This window comes from Amphritea balenae (genome assembly GCF_003858655.1).
GTDB classification, from domain to species: domain Bacteria; phylum Pseudomonadota; class Gammaproteobacteria; order Pseudomonadales; family Balneatricaceae; genus Amphritea; species Amphritea balenae.
The window spans coordinates 219,213-233,719 of sequence record NZ_RQXV01000002.1; the positions used below are offsets into that span (position 1 = coordinate 219,213).

General features: G+C 48.4%; 10 protein-coding genes. 3 read left to right on the forward strand and 7 right to left on the reverse strand.

Annotated elements, in window-relative coordinates; translation table 11 throughout:
- Positions 1–126 precede the first annotated feature (126 nt).
- The gene (locus EHS89_RS05290; RefSeq protein WP_124925086.1) at positions 127–3,564 is read left to right on the forward strand and encodes an EAL domain-containing protein; all 3,438 of its coding nucleotides are present in this window, start codon (positions 127–129) and stop codon (positions 3,562–3,564) included.
- A gap of 97 nt (positions 3,565–3,661) precedes the next feature.
- Here EHS89_RS05290 and EHS89_RS05295 read toward each other — a convergent pair whose 3' ends face one another.
- Positions 3,662–4,330: a response regulator gene (locus tag EHS89_RS05295; RefSeq protein WP_124925087.1), complete on the reverse strand. Its 669-nt coding sequence runs from the start codon at positions 4,328–4,330 to the stop codon at positions 3,662–3,664.
- A gap of 418 nt (positions 4,331–4,748) precedes the next feature.
- Between EHS89_RS05295 and EHS89_RS05300 the strand changes: the two genes are divergently transcribed.
- Positions 4,749–6,854, forward strand: a complete 2,106-nt coding sequence (locus tag EHS89_RS05300) for a sensor domain-containing diguanylate cyclase (protein WP_170167417.1) — start codon at positions 4,749–4,751, stop codon at positions 6,852–6,854.
- 142 nt (positions 6,855–6,996) lie between these two features.
- Here EHS89_RS05300 and EHS89_RS05305 read toward each other — a convergent pair whose 3' ends face one another.
- From EHS89_RS05305 to EHS89_RS05320, 4 genes are read right to left on the reverse strand one after another with little or no spacing between them, the layout of a single operon-like run.
- On the reverse strand, positions 6,997–7,782 hold the full coding sequence (locus tag EHS89_RS05305; protein WP_124925089.1) for an ABC transporter permease: 786 nt from the start codon (positions 7,780–7,782) through the stop codon (positions 6,997–6,999).
- Positions 7,779–8,504, reverse strand: a complete 726-nt coding sequence (locus EHS89_RS05310) for an ABC transporter ATP-binding protein (RefSeq protein WP_124925090.1) — start codon at positions 8,502–8,504, stop codon at positions 7,779–7,781. Before EHS89_RS05310 ends, EHS89_RS05305 begins: the two co-directional genes overlap by 4 nt.
- Before the next feature lie 15 nt (positions 8,505–8,519).
- The gene (locus EHS89_RS05315; RefSeq protein WP_124925091.1) at positions 8,520–9,518 is read right to left on the reverse strand and encodes a YVTN family beta-propeller repeat protein; all 999 of its coding nucleotides are present in this window, start codon (positions 9,516–9,518) and stop codon (positions 8,520–8,522) included.
- Positions 9,519–9,558: 40 nt separating this feature from the next.
- Entirely contained in the window at positions 9,559–10,740 is a 1,182-nt protein-coding gene (locus EHS89_RS05320) for an ABC transporter substrate-binding protein (protein WP_124925092.1), read from the reverse strand.
- Positions 10,741–10,905: 165 nt separating this feature from the next.
- Between EHS89_RS05320 and EHS89_RS05325 the strand changes: the two genes are divergently transcribed.
- Positions 10,906–11,340, forward strand: coding sequence for a cupredoxin domain-containing protein (locus EHS89_RS05325; RefSeq protein ID WP_124925093.1), 435 nt, complete (start codon positions 10,906–10,908; stop codon positions 11,338–11,340).
- Positions 11,341–11,451: 111 nt separating this feature from the next.
- Here EHS89_RS05325 and EHS89_RS05330 read toward each other — a convergent pair whose 3' ends face one another.
- Both EHS89_RS05330 and EHS89_RS05335 read right to left on the reverse strand, forming a co-directional pair.
- Complete coding sequence (locus EHS89_RS05330; protein ID WP_124925094.1) at positions 11,452–12,756, reverse strand: HlyD family type I secretion periplasmic adaptor subunit; 1,305 nt, start codon at positions 12,754–12,756, stop codon at positions 11,452–11,454.
- A complete protein-coding gene (locus EHS89_RS05335; RefSeq protein WP_124925095.1) occupies positions 12,743–14,488 on the reverse strand; it encodes a type I secretion system permease/ATPase in 1,746 nt (581 codons plus the stop codon). The genes EHS89_RS05330 and EHS89_RS05335 overlap by 14 nt, the downstream gene beginning before the upstream one ends.
- Positions 14,489–14,507 lie beyond the last annotated feature (19 nt).

Consider the following 14,507-nt stretch of genomic DNA (forward strand, 5'->3'; position numbering starts at 1 on the left):
CCTTTTGATATTGTCTCGATCTGCTTTAATTAAGCCTGATTAACTTGGCTTAAAGTAGCGATCATCGTTTTATTGTTTTTTTAGCGTGCTACAGAGCTGTTGGCAGACACCTATGAAGGAACGTTAATGGTATTGATTCGCAGCCTGCTATATCTGTTTTTAGTTGTTTTGCTGTCTCACAATTCGATTCAGGCCTCCGAGCTCTGGTTAAGTGAAACTGAGAAACAGTGGCTAAAGCAGCATCCGGACATTCGTCTGGGAGTAGATAGTCGATGGTTGCCTTTTGAATCAGTTGACGAGGGCGGCAAGTATCAGGGCATTGCTGCACAATACATGCTTTTGTTAGAACAGCAGTTAGGTATCAGTCTGGTGGTACAACAAGACTTAAGCTGGACCCAGGTACTTAGCGCTGCCCGTCAGCGTCATTTAGATGTGCTCTCCGCCGCCGCTGCTACTGCCTCCCGTGAAGAGTACATGTTGTTTACCGAGCCTTATCTCTCTTTCCCCATGGTTATCATTACCCGCAACGCGGCAGCAGAGATCAGGCAGCTTGATAACCTTATTGATATGCAGGTAGGGGTGGTTGAGAACTACTTTTCTCAGGATACATTAGAAGCAAATTACCCTGAACTGAATCTGGTCCCTTTCGATACTATAGAAACCGCGTTACAGGCGGTCTCACTCGGTGAGGTTGATGTGTTTGTTGGCAACCTGGCCTCGGTAAGTTATACGATCCGTGAGCGAGGCTTATCGAATCTGAAAGTAGCTGCGAATACCCCCTACAACTTTAAACTGGGCATGGCTGTTCGAACCGACTGGCCGGAGCTGGTGGGTATCTTAAATAAAGCCCTGGGCAGTATCGATCAGGCTACCCACAACAAAATTCAGCAAGAGTGGATTCAGCTGGTCTCGGTAGAGAGTCTACAGCTAAAAACTTACCTGCTTATTGCACTCGTTATTATCGGCCTGATTATTCTGGGATTGTTACTGGTTTTACTCTGGAATACTGAGTTGCGACTGGAAGTTAAATCCAGAAAGAAGGCAGAACAAGCGCTGAGAAAAAGTGAGAAGCGTTTGCTGGTTTCTCAACAAATATCCGGTGTGGGGTCCTGGGAATGGCGTTCAGGTGATTCTGCCATGCACTGGACTGATGAACTCTTTTCTATTTTAGGGATCGATCCGCAGAGAAAAGAAGCCTCCTATGATAATTTTGTTCAGCAGATCCATCCGGATGACCGGCAAAACATTGAGCAAGCCTTGCTGTTGGTAATTCATAGTGGCGAAGACTTGGAGCAGGAGTATAGGGTCGTTCTGGCAGACCATAGGATTCGATATATTCGCTGCCAGGGTCAGGTTGATTCTGTTAACCATCAGGTTGCGGGTACATTACAAGATATAACCGCCGATAAGCTGTCAGAAATTTTTTATCGCGGGCTGGCTGAACGGGTTTCAGGGACCACAGGAGAGCTCTATTTTCAACGCATGGTAAGTTTGCTTGCCGATACTTTTGGTTGTGCATATGCGTTGATTGCGCTGCGGGATAGCGATACCCCTGAGGTGGTTAATACCAAAGCAGTGTCTGCGAATGGAGAGATAACAGATAATTTTAGTTACTCGCTCAGGGCTACGCCTTGTGAGCAAGTTGTAGATCAAAGTACTTGCGTGTTTCCACAGGGGATTCAGCAACAATTCCCTGATGATATATTGCTCCAGGAGATGCAGGTTGAAAGTTATGCGGGTATTCCTCTCTTTGGCACTCAGGGTACATGCATAGGGTTAATAGCGTTACTGGATCATCATCCCCTGGCAAATTCAGACACTATCGGTAATGCACTGCAGGTTGCTTCCAGCAGGGTCGGGATTGAATTACAACGCCAACTGGCGGAACAGCAGTTACAACTGACGGCTTCGGTATTTGAAAATACCCGTGAGGGAATTATTGTTGCCGATGCAGAAAAAAATATTGTTATGGTGAATAAGGGTTTCTGTGATATTACCGGCTTTTCTGAACGCGAAGCCTTAGGTATGGCTGCTGAAGATTTGTTTAAGTCAGGCTACCAGGACTCATTATTTTACCAGCAGTTATGGCATGTTTTAAAACAAACCGGTAGCTGGCAGGGAGAGATTTGGAACCGGCGTAAAAGTGGTGAGGCTTTCCCCGCATTGCAAAGTATTGAACGGGTTTCAAATGAACAAGGTGAGGTGCTGCAATATATCAGTGTCTTTAGTGATATTACTGATAAGAAAGCGGATGAAGAAAGGATTCAGTATCTGGCTCATTACGACCTGTTAACTGGTCTGCCTAATCGTGTCCTGTTTAATGATCGATTGAAACATGCGCTGGACAGGGCGTGCCGTAGATCAGAAAAGGTCGGGGTGATGTTCATTGATCTGGATCGTTTTAAGTATGTAAACGATACCTTAGGACATCACATAGGTGACCTGCTACTTAAACAGGTAGCGATACGTTTGAATGCTGTGATGAGTAAATCAGATACATTATCCCGACTGGGGGGCGATGAATTTACCATTATTCTGGAAGATGTTGTTGATCAGAGCATGTTGGGAGTAATGGCAAAAAAACTGATGCAGGCTTTGGTCGAACCCATTGATCTTGATGGTCATAAGGTCTGTGTTCATTGCAGCATCGGCGTTAGCTTTTATCCAGATCATGGCGAAGAGCCTGATCTGTTAATAAAAAATGCTGATATTGCTATGTATCATGCGAAAGAGAAGGGACGCAATCAGTTTGCTTTGTATTGTGCCGATCAGGAGCGTAATACGTTTGAGCATTTTAAGTTGGAAAATGAGTTACGTAATGCCATAGAACAACAGGATCTGGTATTGCATTATCAGCCGCAAATGAGCCTCATAAGTGGTCGGATAGAACGGGTCGAAGCACTGGTTCGATGGCAGACTGAAACTGAGCTGGTACCACCAGGTACCTTTATTCCACTGGCTGAAGAGACCGGACTTATCGTGCCGCTGGGGCGCTGGGTTTTACATCAGGCATGTAAGCAGGGCTATCTGTGGGAGGAGCAGGGGATGCCGGTGAGGGTTGCGGTAAACCTTTCAGCAGGACAGCTATCCCGAAGTGATATGTTTCATACGGTAAAAGAAGCACTGGAATCAACCGGATTACCCGCACGCTATCTTGAGCTTGAAGTAACTGAAAGCTATATCATGGAGCACCTTGGGCAAGTGGCGGATACCCTTAACCAGCTACGAAGCCTGGGCGTGAGTATTAGTATTGATGACTTTGGTACTGGTTACTCTTCGTTAAGCTATCTGAAGCAACTGCCTATCGACAGCCTGAAGATCGATCGCTCTTTTATTCGCGATATTCCTGATGATAAAGATGATGAGGAAATTGCGGCCGCTATTATTGCGATGGCTAAACAGCTTGGCTTAAAAGTTGTTGCCGAAGGGGTAGAAACCCAGGATCAACTGAATTTTTTACAACGACATCATTGTGACATGGTGCAGGGATACTTTATTGCCAGACCGGCTTCGGCAGGTAAAACGACTGAATGGTTAACACGGCATCAGCTTCAGCCCGCCTGATGCTGTGTTACAAGCATTTATTTAGCAAAAGAATTATTTCTATCAACCCTGTCAGGCCTCAGATAAAGCAGGACAGATGTTAATTCAGATAGATGGCTTAGCGTTTCAGATACTGACTAAAATCGACATTACCGGCTGACAATACCGCTTGAATTCGATTGTGAACCCCAAGCTTTCGTAGGATAGCGCTGACGTGAGCCTTAACGGTAGTTTCAGCAATATTCAGGTTATAGGCGATCTGTTTATTGGATTCGCCTTCACTCATCCGTTCCAGTACCAGGAGTTGTCGACGGGTAAGGGAAGACAGCATCTCGGCCGGAATCTGATTCTCTTCATGGCGTCGCTGAATTCTGCTGGTGGGTCGTTCAGAGCGGATAATGTCTGATGGTAGATAGACATTGCCGTTCAGAATCTGTTGTAGTGCTTCGGTCATCTGATCCCGTGGTGATGATTTAGTAATGAAACCAACAGCACCATAGGTAATCGCCTGTAGCACTATCTGCTTATCCTGTTCTGCAGAGACAATAACCACCGGTATTGTAGGGGAGTCATTACGCAGACTGATCAGACCATTAAGGCCGTTCATGCCGGGCATATTCAAATCCAGCAGGATCAGATCAAGATCATCATGCTCCTGTGCCAGTATCAGAGCGGAGTCCAGATCTTCTGTCTCAAGGGTTTCACAACCGGGAAAACCACTAAGGATCACATTGCCTATAGCTTCTCGGAAAAGCGGATGATCATCAGCAATCAGAATTTTATACACGTTGTTCTCCCGACGGGTATCAGTAACAGCATCGTACCCGTTTATAATTATTCTCTGTAGGGGTATGGAATCTAGCAATAGTGTTTGCTGATTGGCAACCGATAATATCGCAACCTTAAGACTGGATAATTCTTTAGATGTGAGTACCGATTACCTAAAACTCCATTCCTTCTATTACAACGTCAGTCAGACTGATATGACATTCTACTATCGCGTCAAAAAAACAGTACTAAAGTACTGTTTTTAAGTTTAGCTTATACTAATGATCTAAGTCATATATGTGAGCTTAAGGTTTATCAAACATGATGAATGACAGTTTTTGTTTAAAACTGAAGTGAGATAATCAGGTTGTAATAAGCTTTAGCGCATGGATTGTTCAAGTGGTAGGGAATACCTTTTGACATGCTGGCAGGCTCAGATGATGAAACATGAAAATAAGGCGTCACTCCTTTCTTCCTATCTCTTGTGGGGCGGCTCTGCAATTATAACGCTTCTGCTGATCTCATTGATTAGCTATTACTACCTTAATACCCGCGAACAATACGAAGCGCAGCTAACTAATCTACATTCAAACCTGATAGATCAACAACGCAGCCGGTTATCAGCAGAGCTTGATGATGTTGAGCGTTACCTGCAGCTGAGCTATGACAGCGCTGAACAACGTCTGATGAAGGAGTCACAAGAGCAGACACAGCAAGCGATACAGGTAATGAATAGTTTGTATCAGACATACCATCAACAGTTAAGCGAAGCTGAGATGAAGTCTATGTTAGTAGAAGCGGTGCGGGAACTGCGCTTCTTTGATGGTCGGGGCTATATATTTATCGATGATATGGATGGCCTTTGTATCTTACTGCCTACCTCGCCCGATGTTGAAGGGCAATCACTCTATGACAACCGGGATGATACAGGTCATTACATCATGCGTGGTTTGATCGATGCTGTTGATAACCCAGCGGCGGCTGGTTATTCCAGGTATCGTTGGTATCCGCCGGGTAATAATCAGCAGATGGCCGATAAAATTGCCTACGTAGAAGTGTTTGAACCTTATCAGTGGATTGTAGGGGCGGGGGAGTATCTTGATCGCTTTCAGAAAGGACTAAAGCCGGAGGTTTTAGAGCATGTTCGTAATATCCGGTTTGGGCAAAATGGTTATGTGGCGGTCATTAATAATACCGGAAAAATGTTAGCTAATGCCGCGATCCCCGGGTTGGAAAATATTCACTATAACCAGTTTGAAAATGACCTGATACGGGACAGTATGGCGCAGATACTGGACACTGCCAAGGCTGGCGGAGGCTACACAAACTATAACTGGTATCGGCCTGGTAGCAGCGAAAATGTAGAGAAATTATCATTAGTAAGACCTGCCAATAGTTGGGGCTGGATTCTGGTTGCCGGTGTTTATGAAGGTGATCTGAATCAGTTATTGGCTGAGCAAAAAGCTTCGCTGGAGCATGCTCTGGAAGAGGCTGAGCAGAGCCTGATTATCTCTTTTCTGGTATTGGGCGCTCTGGCGCTATTCATTACTCATTATTACAGTCATTGGTTACGCAGCCTCTTTAACAGCTACCACCGGGATATCACCCGTCAGCAGCAGGAGCTTCAGGAGAAAGCCGATTCATTACTGTTAAGTGGTCGTATTGTCGATTCCGCCTATGAAGGTATCACCGTATGTGATGCCAATAACCGGATTCTGCAGGTGAACAGTGCTTTTACACGTATCACCGGTTATTCCGAGCAGGATGCTATAGGCAAAACCCCGGCAATACTAAAATCGGGCCGTCATCAGGAAGTGTTTTATCGTTCGATGTGGCGTCGACTTGAAAATACAGGTTACTGGCGCGGTGAGATTTGGAATAGACGTAAGAGTGGTGAAGTCTATCCCGAATGGCTCTCTATCAACGTCTACAAAGATAGCCAGGGCAGGATTCAGAATTATATCGCGACCTTCAGCGATATTACTCAGCGTAAAGAAGCCGAGCAGCAGTTACGTTATCTGGCTGAAACTGATCCGCTGACCGGTCTGGCTAACCGTAGAACACTGATGTTCTGTTTGAATCGTGATCTGGCTGCGACTGCTCGATATATGGCGCCTGAGGTCGCTCTGATGTTTATCGATCTGGATCACTTTAAGCAGATCAATGATGTGCAGGGCCATGATGTTGGCGATAAAGTGCTGGTGGAAGTGGGTAAAAGGTTACAGCTTAACCTACGGGAATCTGATCTTGCTTGTCGCATTGGCGGTGATGAATTTGTCGCAATCATCAAGTTACATCAGGATGAGGGCATCGAACAGTTACAGATACTCAGTCAGCGGTTGCTTGCAGAGATTGTAAAACCGATACGACACTCAAACTCTGAGATCAGCATTAACTGTAGTATCGGCATCGCGTTACGAAATGAGCTGGCAAGCGACGCCTTTACCTTAATGAAAAATGCTGATCAGGCGCTCTATGAGGCTAAGCATAAGGGCCGGGGGCGAGTCTGTTTTAGTGAATCCCCAGTGCTTATTGATAGTTAAGGTTAAAACAAGGAAGAGTTTGCTTTAGTACTCACCAGGTAGTTATTGAGGGTTAGCCCTGAGTTTGTCTGGTCTTGAAATAACTAACGGTTAGCACGACTGCGGCTTAGGAGTTAGTCTCTTCTAGGCCGTTATAGAGGGGTTAACGCTGAGCATGTTGAGGCTTAAATCCACTCACGGCCAGCACTGATGCGACCAAAGTCACGCCGCTGACTATCAATAATGCCTGAAGGTTGCCTTGTTGATACAGAGAGAACCGAATCAGCTCTACACCGTGACTGAAAGGGTTCCAGGCACAGATCCAGTACAGCCATTCACTGGCTTCACGCATCTTCCATAAAGGGTAGAGCGCCGATGACAGGAAAAACATAGGAAAGATAACGAAGTTCATTACCCCGGCAAAATTTTCCAGCTGCTTGATTCGGGCTGAGATAAACAGACCTATTGCACTCAGCATTAATGCGACCAGAAGCAGGGCTGGCAGGGCGGTAATAAATCCCCATAAGGGCGGCTCTATACCCCAAACCCAGGCGATCATCAGAAACGCATATACCTGCAGTAATGATATAAGCGATGAGGCGAGCATTTTTGCCAGTAACAGAAAAGGCCTTGGCAGGGGGCTGACCAGTAATACCCGCATACTGCCCATCTCCCTGTCATACACCATTGAAAGTGAGCTTTGCATACCGTTAAACAGAATGATCATGGCGCACAAACCAGGCACTATATATACCTCGTAAGTGATGTAGGTTTCATAGGGTTCGATAATGGCAATGCCCAGTGCCGCTCTAAAACCTGATGCAAATACCACTAGCCATAACAATGGACGCACCAGCGCGCTGAAAAAACGGGATCGCTGTTGCACAAAGCGCAGTAGCTCCCTTTTTAACAGACCATTAAAACAGATCCATGCGGTACGTATTGTCACTGTTCTGCTCCGGTCAGCTGCTGAAAAAGGTCATTAAGGTTGTCGCTGTCTGATGCGTTGACCAGGCTCGATACCTGGCCAGAGGCCAGTACATTGCCCTGATGCAGTATGATAACCGGATCATCTTCCTGCACCTCTTCAATCAGATGTGTCGCCCAAAGAACGGTTAGCTTCTGTTGGTTACAGAGCTGACGAATATGATGGTTGAGCTGCTGTCGGGTGGCAGGATCAAGCCCGACACTGGGTTCATCCAGCAACAGAATAGATGGCTGATGCAGTAATGCCCGGGCTATCTCAACCCGGCGGCGATGGCCCCCGTTCAGGGTGCGTACTTTATCTTTGAGTCGATCAGTTAATTCAAAACGTTCTAGTTCCCGGGTTACTCTTGGCCGGGCTTCACGAGCTGAAATGCCGTGTAAAGCGGCGTGATAGAGCAGGTTTTGCTCTACGCTAAGATCAAGATCAAGGGTACTTTGCTGAAATACCACGCCCAGCTGCCGCATTACCTGGGCCGGGTGGCTATGAATGCTGTGACCGGCGATAAATACTTCACCCGATTGCAAAGCGTAGAGTCGGGTTAACAGAGCGAACAGGGTGCTTTTGCCTGCACCATTAGGCCCTAACAGCGCATTAAACTGTCCGCTTTTCAGTTCCAGATTCAGATTACACAGTGCTTTACGAGGACCGTAACTGAAACTGATATTGTCAATTTTTATACTCATCAGCCGGTTTCCGGATCAGGATTTGATCCGTACTCCCCAAGGGTAACGGCCGACTTTAACTGATTTAATGACTTTCAATTTATTAACGTCGATAACAGAGACATCGCCACTGATACCGTTAGTGGTTAATAGCTTTGACTGATCTCCGTTAAAATCCATATGCCATACCCGGCGACCGACTAAAAGATAGTCAATCACTTCATAGGTTTTTGCATCGACTACAGCGATATGATTGGCAGGTCCCAGTGCGATAAATGCATATTTTCCGTCATCGGTCAGGCGGACACCCACCGGCTGAACCTTATCCGGGTGAATACCTTTTATCTTAAAGTTGAGCTTATGTTGAATCTGACGACTGTCTACATCGATGATTGAAACGGTACCGCCAATCTCGGATGATGCCCAGACTATAGTGCCGCTTTTGTTAAACTCGACATGGCGGGGACGCTGATCGACCAGAGTATTGTCGATCAGTTGATTAGTTTCAGTATCTATCCAGTGCACCATGTTGGTGGTTTCACTGGTACTAAGCGCCCATTTTCCATCGGGGCTGACCGCCATGCCTTCAGGCTCTACACCGACGTCTATTTGCGCCAGTACCTCATGGGTCTGGGTATCGACGACTGTCACCAGCGCATCATCTTCATTAGCGATATAAAGTCGGCGGTCATCCGGGTGCAGAGCAAATTGTTCCGGATCTTCTCCCGAAGGGAGTTCGGCAATAATGCTGTGGTCGCTCAAATCCATGATCTGTACCGTGTCAGAGTCGCTGGCACAGATATAAAGTTTGCTACGATCCTGACTGAAGATAATGCCACGGGGACGCTCACCGACGTCCAGGGTATTAATGACTTCCATTGTTTCCAGATCGATAATTGAGATGGTGTCGTCTTTCTCATTGGAGACGTAGGCTTTTTCTGCCATTACTGGACTACTGAGCAACGCACTACTAAGCAGTGCGCAGCCTAACAGGGCGGGATAAATAGGTTTCAGCGGGAACTTTAACGCTTTCATAGCATAGACCTTATGTTGTTATTCTGTTTGTTATTCATGTTTAGTGGCTGGCAAACATTACCGTGCAATTCGATTCAGGTTTGTCGAAACCAAGGGTGTCCAGCTCATTAACCGGGTGAAGGAAGCCTTCTAACGGGGGTTGAGAGACCAGCGATTTAGGCTGAATCAAAGGAATTGGCTGACGTAGCTGACCGCTCCATTGTCGAAAATTTAACTTACGACCTTTAAAGCCCGCGAGCTGAAACTTATCCGAGGTAATGAAATTAAACAGGGTTTCAGCATCGTTGGAGCGGGTCTGGGTAACTGCTTCACCGATGCTGCGAACGGCAGCCCAGGCTGCGTAATCTTTATTGTTCATCCAGCGCCCGCTGAGTTTTTCAAAACGGCTTTGTAGCTGTGCAGCACCCCATTGTTCTACCATTCGGTGCCAGGCAACAGGCGTCAGGCCCTGGGTACCGGCTACCGGGCGTGGATACCAAGTATTAAACATGACATATTCACCGAAATCGCCCCGTTCATCCGCGACCACAACAAGATCATACTCTTTGGTTTGAGTAAAAAGGGGTAATTCGTTCTGGGCTGTACGACGTAGATCGGTATCAAAGTCCCAGGTTTTTTCGGCCACAATGTTGATTCCAAATCGCTTGACGCTTCGATGCAGTGCTGCAGCATAAGCCAGATCATTGGTTTCAGAACCTTTTATAATCAGCCAGTTTTTCAACCGTCGGGAGTTACTCCATTGCGCCAGTGCATCGGTTAACATTGCCCGGCTCGGGAGTGTGTGCAGGGTATTGCTGAGGCATTCTGTAGTGCGCAATTGATCGTTGTAGCTACCCGAATTAATTAACATCGCCCGGTGCTGTTTGACCTGTACCGCGACTTTAGCCAGATATTCGGCAGGTAGATCTGCAACGATAAGCCTGATGCCCTGATTCAGCCATGCTTGAGTGATCTGGGTTATCTGCTCAGGTTCCTCTGCTAGTTTTGAGGTAAGGCTATAGGTCTGTTTTAGAAAACGGCCGGTGGTGTTGTTATCATTCAGGCCCAGTTCTGCACCTTTAAAGCCACGGTCAGCGGCTTCTGGAATCAGGTTAGAGAGCACCGGCCCTTGATCTGGGTGGTAGGCGATAAAGCCAACTTTTATGTCTAATGGCGCTGCCTGTAGCAGAGGTGCTAAGCCAAGCGATATACATAATAGTGATAGTCTGAACAGAAAAACCATTGTTTACTCCCGGGAGATTCAGTTCATTCAGGATAGGCAGGATAGGTACAGGTTTAAATATGAAGAAAGTACCAATCAAATAGGTCTGAAGTACTATTTTTAAAGATTTAGGGTCGCACTAGCATTATCAGGGTCGTTAAAAAATAATAAGTTTGAGGCCGGGTTATGAATATAGTGAAGTCTTTGTCTGTAGCGGTAGTCGCTGCTTCTGTTCTTGTCAGTGGAAGTGTGCTGGCGAAAGGTGATCTGACCCGTAAACCGGTTAAATTGCCAGATCTGGTAATGGGCAGTGAAGAGAGTGATTACAGTTTTTCTGAGCAACGTTATGAGCTGGAAACCGGTACCGCTTATAAGCTGGAAATTACCTCAAGTGGTTTGAAAGAGTATGCATTGCAGGCACCGGAATTTTTTACTTCGATCTATCTGCGAAAAGTAGAAGCCGGTGGTATGGAGATCAAGGCGATGACCCTGACTGAGCTTGAATTTGAAGATGAGGGCAGCGCCGAGATCTACTTTGTGCCGATTAAGCCTGGTAATTTTGAGTTCTATGCCGATGGTCTGCAAAACAAAGGCATGGTAGGTGAGTTTGTGGTGAAGTAAATGCTGTTCTCGAACAGCTGAACACTACTTGAGCTGGCAGTCGATGTCAGCTCAAGTGTAAGGCTGGTGGCGTTAAAAGACTTTTTTCTGTTTCTTCTTCTCCTGTTTATTTCACTCCCTGAAGGCGCGGTTAAGGCTCTCCGTCAGTGGTTCCAGCAGATAGTCCATCGGCGTACGTGAGCCGGTCACGATCATCACTTCTGCCTGCATGCCCTGATACAGTGATTCCCCGTTCAACGCGATATCGATATCACCCGTTAGCTCCACTTCTGCCTTGTAGTAGGCCTCTCCGGTACGTTCGTCGGTAAATCGATCGGCAGACACATTGATAACTTTGCCTTCAACCGGGGCATGAGTACGACTCGAGAACGCGGTATAACGGACATGGGCGGGCAGGCCCGGCCGAACAATATCGATATCGTTGGGTGCTATCCTGGCTTCGATAATCAGCTGCTCGTCCGAGGGAACAATTCCCAGTATCTGTTCGCCCGGCCCGATAATGCCGCCCTCGGTAAAAATTTGCAGCCCGACAATGGTGCCGGCAAGTGGCGCCCGTATCTCTATTCGCTCAACCACATCCGTTGCGGCGCGGAGCTTTTCGTCGAGGTCAAATACTTCATTTTCGACCTCTCGTAACTCTTCAATAACTTCGTTCAGGAATTGGGTATTGAGGGTACTTATACGCAATTCGGTCTCGCCGATATTCTGTTCAGTCCGGGCGATGGCCGCGAGGTTCTTGCTCTTCTCGCCTTTGATGCGGGCGTACTCTTTTTTTAACTGCAGCATGCGGGTTTTGCCCGCGGACATGCCGTTTGTTTCCAGGTGCTGGTATGCATCGACCTCTTCCTGAGTCAGAGTCAGCTGTCTTCGCTGTGAGTGAATCGCCTGACGCAGGCCTTTGATCTCTGCCTGATACTGGGAGATACGCTGTTGCAGAATGCCGCGTTTTTTGTCCAGCGCGGTGCGCCTGGAAACGATAATATTGCCCTGACCGCGCACAATGACGGTCACATTTTCATCGTTCGATTGCTGCAGGGGGCTGGGGAAGGCTATCTCCTGCAGGCCATCACGTTCGGCCACCAATCTGGCCTGCAGGGCCAGGGCGGCATGGTAGCGGCCGCGAATCAGGTTCAGGTTTGCCTGTGGCTGGGTTTCATCCAGCCGGACAAGTACTTGGCCCGATGCGACGATATCGCCGTCTTTGACCAGTATTTTGCTGACGATGCCGCCTTCCAAGTGTTGGATTACTTTCTGTTTGCCCACAGTGCCGACCTCGCCAACGGCGATAGCGGCACTTTCCAGTGGAGACAGGATCGACCAGCTCAAAAAAGTGCCGAAGAAGGTTAAAATGACAACCAGTCCCAGCATCAGTGTTCGACCTGTTTCGGGACGCTCAGGCAGATTATTTGATAACATCTGGCGTCTCCATCTTATAAGTCATGGTTGGCGGGGACATTTTCCGGGCTGGTGTGGCTTTCTGCGCAGCCGCAGCTTTGTTGAACACATCCTCTTTAGGCCCGAAAGCCCGCAGGCTTCCATCCTGCAGTACCGCGACTTTGGTTACCCACTCAAACACCGTTGGCCGGTGCGAGATGATAATGGTGGTGACTTTATGATCCCTGAGAGTGTCCAGGACTTTAGCCAGCGCTTCATCACCGGCCTGATCCAGGTTGGCGTTAGGTTCATCGAGGACCACCAGGCGTGGCTTACCATAGAGCGCGCGGGCCAGACCGATGCGTTGCCGCTGGCCACCGGAAAGCGCCATGCCCTGAGCTCCGATCTGGGTATCGTAGCCCTGCGGCAGGCGCATAATCAGCTCGTGTACGTCAGCCAGTCGGGCGGCCTCAATTACCTGCCCGGTATCGCCTTCGGTCATACGGGCGATGTTCTGCCGTACGCTACCGGCGAATAACTCCACATCCTGTGGCAGATAACCGATATATTGCCCCCTGTCGGCCGACTCCCACTGTTCAGTATCCATACCGTCGAGTCGTGCATGACCTGACAGAGGATGCAGGTTACCTAATATCAGCCGCACCAGTGTGGTCTTGCCTGAGCCGGAAGGGCCGATCAGGGCCAGGGTTTCGCCGGCAGTGAGATTAAATTGAATACCTTTCAGGATCGCCTCCCCGGTGCCCGGAAAAGCGAAGTTCAGCGCTTCTACACAGAGATCGCCTTTCGGCTCCGGCAATGACATTTTTTCATTTTCATCCAGCTGATTGTGAAAATGTGTCTTCAGTCGGTTATAGGCAGCCCGCGCCGCCAGTGCAGAGCGCCAGGTAACAATCGCCTGATCAACCGGGGACAGGGCGCGGCCGACCAGAATGGAGGCGGCGATGATAGCGCCGGCGGAGATCTCGCCGCCAATAGCTAAAAAGGCCCCGGTGCCCAGAATAGCGACCTGCAGGCTGAGACGGATGAACTTGGATATTGAAACCAGCACCGCGCTACGCCGACCGGCCACCGCTTGCTGTTCAAGGCTGGCATTATTGGCGCGGTTCCAGCAGTCAATCAGGTGGGGGGCCATGCCCATTGCGACTACGGCATCGGCATTACGCACCGTGGATTCGGCTTGTTGCAGGGCTGCCATTGCGGTTTCATTGGCGGCCAGTTGCCGCTTGCGGGTACCGATATCATTGGCAATGGCGATAACTAATAACACTAACGCGCCGCCCAGGGCGATCCAGCCGAGCAGGGGGTGCAGCAGAAAAATTGCTGCCAGATAAATGGTAGACCAGGGCGCGTCGACCAGCGGGTAGACGGTGGGGCTGGTGAGAAAACCACGCACCGTATCCAGGTCCCGAAGGCTTTGCACATTGGCCGGTTGTTCCAGCCTGAGAGTTCGCTTGATACTGACATTGAGGGTTTCGCCGGACAGCGCCTGACTCATCCAGTGGCTGATCTTAGCCATCAGGCCACTGCGCACCGCCTCCAGAAAGCCGATAGTGGCGAGGGCTGCCACTACGATAATCGTCAGCAGTACCAGGGTGTCGACACTGCGGCTGGTGAGGATGCGATCGTAGACCTGCAGCATATAGAGAGGGCTGGCCAGCATCAGCAGATTGATAAAAAAGCTGATGCCCAGCACTGAAGCTAGCCCGAAACGGATACTTTTGAAAACCCGGGTAAAGACAGATTCGTTCGCCATAGTCGCTGTAACTCCCTGT

Coding starts and splice junctions, on each gene's coding strand:
- EHS89_RS05290 (WP_124925086.1), top strand. CDS start 127: ATGGTATTGATTCGCAGCCTGCTATATCTGTTTTTAGTTGTTTTGCTG.
- EHS89_RS05300 (WP_170167417.1), top strand. CDS start 4,749: ATGATGAAACATGAAAATAAGGCGTCACTCCTTTCTTCCTATCTCTTG.
- EHS89_RS05310 (WP_124925090.1), bottom strand. CDS start 8,504: ATGAGTATAAAAATTGACAATATCAGTTTCAGTTACGGTCCTCGTAAA.
- EHS89_RS05315 (WP_124925091.1), bottom strand. CDS start 9,518: ATGAAAGCGTTAAAGTTCCCGCTGAAACCTATTTATCCCGCCCTGTTA.
- EHS89_RS05320 (WP_124925092.1), bottom strand. CDS start 10,740: ATGGTTTTTCTGTTCAGACTATCACTATTATGTATATCGCTTGGCTTA.
- EHS89_RS05325 (WP_124925093.1), top strand. CDS start 10,906: ATGAATATAGTGAAGTCTTTGTCTGTAGCGGTAGTCGCTGCTTCTGTT.
- EHS89_RS05330 (WP_124925094.1), bottom strand. CDS start 12,756: ATGTTATCAAATAATCTGCCTGAGCGTCCCGAAACAGGTCGAACACTG.
- EHS89_RS05335 (WP_124925095.1), bottom strand. CDS start 14,488: ATGGCGAACGAATCTGTCTTTACCCGGGTTTTCAAAAGTATCCGTTTC.